The sequence below is a fragment of the Shigella sp. FC1967 genome (assembly GCF_001743005.1).
Classification (GTDB): domain Bacteria; phylum Pseudomonadota; class Gammaproteobacteria; order Enterobacterales; family Enterobacteriaceae; genus Proteus.
Genome location: NZ_MIIZ01000838.1, coordinates 1 through 2,645 on the forward strand (window position 1 = coordinate 1; position 2,645 = coordinate 2,645).

Below are 2,645 nucleotides of genomic sequence, written 5' to 3' on the forward strand. Positions count from 1 at the left end.
TGTAAAATTAAAATATTCTAGAATTTGAGAAGGAGATCAAATAAAAAAATAAACATTCTTTTTTATATTTTAGTGACATAACTAAAATATACTACAATAACATCTAAGTAAAAGCCCCTAAACATCTTTATGTTTAGGGGCTTTGTTTTACTCAATAAAATTCGCTTCCGCGATTAATAATTTATCAAATTGATGATTGGCATAAAAGAGGTCTAAGTGATTCAAATTTTTTTTTCTGACCATTGGTAAATCTTTAAAGATAAAAGTTGCTCAATAATATTTGGCTCAAAACGATATTTAAGCTGCCGCGCGGGCGTTCCTCCCACAATACTATAAGGCTCAACATTTTTGGCAACAACGCTATTTGCCGCAACAATAGCCCCTTCTCCAATCGTTACACCAGGCATTATCATTGCACGCATTCCTATCCATGCACCATCGTGAATATGAGTGTCACCCTTACCAATATAGGCTTCCTCAATCTTATCCATAAAAGGATAAAGCGAGAACCAATCCATGCGGTGAGTATGATTTCCACCCATTAATATAACCGCCTGTGCACCAATACAGACATAATCGCCAATATATAATTTGTCAATTTCCCACAATGGTTCCCATTGTAGGCTAACTTCATCACCATAAAGATAACGAACCACAGAGGTTTCAAATCCGTCATCCCAGCAATCACTGTAATAACTGTGTTGCCCTTTAATGATAATGTTTTTATTTTTAACTGTTTCGTGCAGATATTCTACACGTGACCAATGTTTATTTTTCATAATATGACTCGCAATAAATTAGTGAGTCATCAAAGAATGCTTAATTCTCTGATGATGTGTTCGCATTCAAAACACATCGTCTTAAGCAATCCTTGGTTGAACCAATAGGAAGTTCTTCTTCATCTTGTTTACCCCCCATTTTTACAGCGCAATACGTTAATGCTTGCCGTTTATCTGCTCCATAATAAAGCTTATTAAAGAAAAAGCCACGGTTCCTCTAATAATCCCCTACTATTCTCCGTGGCTTGGTATCACTATTTAAAAAAATCTTTACTTCCATGAGGCGCACAACGTAAATATTGAGGTGCTACTTTTATGGTTTGTTTAAGTTTTTCTGCCGCATGCCAAGGCCAACGAGGATCGTAAAGAATACCTCGACCTAATGCGATAAAATCAGCCTGCTCAGTAAGTAAAATAGCTTCAGCTTGTTCGGGTTCAGTAATTAGGCCAACGGTAATAACAGGTAGTTGTGTTTCATTATAAATTGCTTGAGCAAATGGTACTTGATAATTAGGTCCTAGTTTAATTTCTTGTTTTTCTGATAATCCACCAGAAGAAACATGAATATAATGGCAACCTAATTCTTCAAGATGTTGTGTTAAAGCAATCGCACTTTCTAAGTCCCAGCCACCTTCAACCCAATCTGTTGCAGAAATTCTTACACCAACACAAATATTATCTGAAACTGCATTTTTCACAGCAACAAAAACATCCACCAACAACCGACTACGATTATTGAAATCGCCACCGTATTGATCCATTCTGTGATTGGATAATGGAGATAGAAACTCATGTAATAAATACCCATGAGCACCGTGGATCTCAATAACATCAAATCCTGCTGACTCAGCTCTTCTCGCGGCATCAACAAAAGCGTGTTTTATTTCTTCAATTTCATCAATAGACAGAGCATGAGGCTGATGAGCCTGACCAAAAGGAATTTCTGAAGGTGCGACTTTTTGCCAACCATTAGGAGAGTCTGGTGCTAATGATGCACCACCATTCCAAGGCAAATCAGTCGATGCTTTACGTCCTGCATGTGCAATCTGTATACCTATTTTTGCCGTTGAATATTGCTTAACATTATCGACAAGTTTTTTTAATTCGCTGCTATGTTGATCAGACCAAATGCCTAAATCTTTATAACTAATGCGACCTCTAGGCTCAACCGCTGTTGCTTCAACAATCACTAACGAAGCACCCGATAGTGCTAGCTGCCCATAATGCATAGTATGCCATGCTGTCGGGAAACCATCTTGTGCTGAGTATTGGCACATAGGTGCAACAATAATACGGTTATCTAACTGATGGGGGCCTAATTTTTTAGGGGAGAACAACAAACTCATTTAAAGCCTCCTGCTATCAATAAGAATTTATGCGAAGAAAAACATCTTCGCTTTTCGATATACCATTTAAATATACAAGTTTAAGGCTATCGGATCTTATTCATTTAGGCGATGCTTTACTTCACATTGTGAAAAACAAAAAGATCAGCATCAATTGCTGATCTCTTTTTTAATTAATCATTGGATTTGGCTGGTTTCACTAATAATAGTGAAAAACGTCTTGCAATAGGTAAGACGAATAAAACAGTAGGAAAAGCAATCATCCAAGAGATCCCCCAAGAAGTTAACCATGGGGAGATAACGTGCATTCCCATTCCTAACGATTTGATGGTACTAATAAAAGCAACAATACCTGACATAATAAAAGAAAGGAAAAAAGGAACAAGAAAAATCATTGCTCGAGTAGGAAGTTTAGGAATACCTAAAAAGTAATTTTTGTCCTGAAAAGACATAGATAAAGACTCCAATAATGCGATTGTATAACAGCACATAACTGCCAATACAACAGGCTAAAAAGTTA

Annotated in this window: 2 protein-coding genes and 1 pseudogene; all 3 read right to left on the reverse strand. The window is 36.8% G+C overall.

Going from position 1 to position 2,645, the window contains the following annotated elements:
* Positions 1 to 147: 147 nt before the first annotated feature.
* Positions 148 to 779: pseudogene (locus tag BHE89_RS14260) on the reverse strand (CatB-related O-acetyltransferase).
* 254 nt (positions 780 to 1,033) lie between these two features.
* Positions 1,034 to 2,125 (reverse strand): NADH:flavin oxidoreductase/NADH oxidase, encoded by a 1,092-nt coding sequence (locus BHE89_RS14265; protein WP_069367432.1) that lies wholly within the window; start codon positions 2,123 to 2,125, stop codon positions 1,034 to 1,036.
* A gap of 173 nt (positions 2,126 to 2,298) precedes the next feature.
* On the reverse strand, positions 2,299 to 2,577 hold the full coding sequence (locus BHE89_RS14270; RefSeq protein WP_069367431.1) for a DUF2798 domain-containing protein: 279 nt from the start codon (positions 2,575 to 2,577) through the stop codon (positions 2,299 to 2,301).
* Positions 2,578 to 2,645 lie beyond the last annotated feature (68 nt).

What these genes read in the sequence shown, in the direction of transcription:
- BHE89_RS14270 (WP_069367431.1), bottom strand. Translation starts at nt 2,577, where the DNA reads ATGTCTTTTCAGGACAAAAATTACTTTTTAGGTATTCCTAAACTTCCT.
- BHE89_RS14265 (WP_069367432.1), bottom strand. Translation starts at nt 2,125, where the DNA reads ATGAGTTTGTTGTTCTCCCCTAAAAAATTAGGCCCCCATCAGTTAGAT.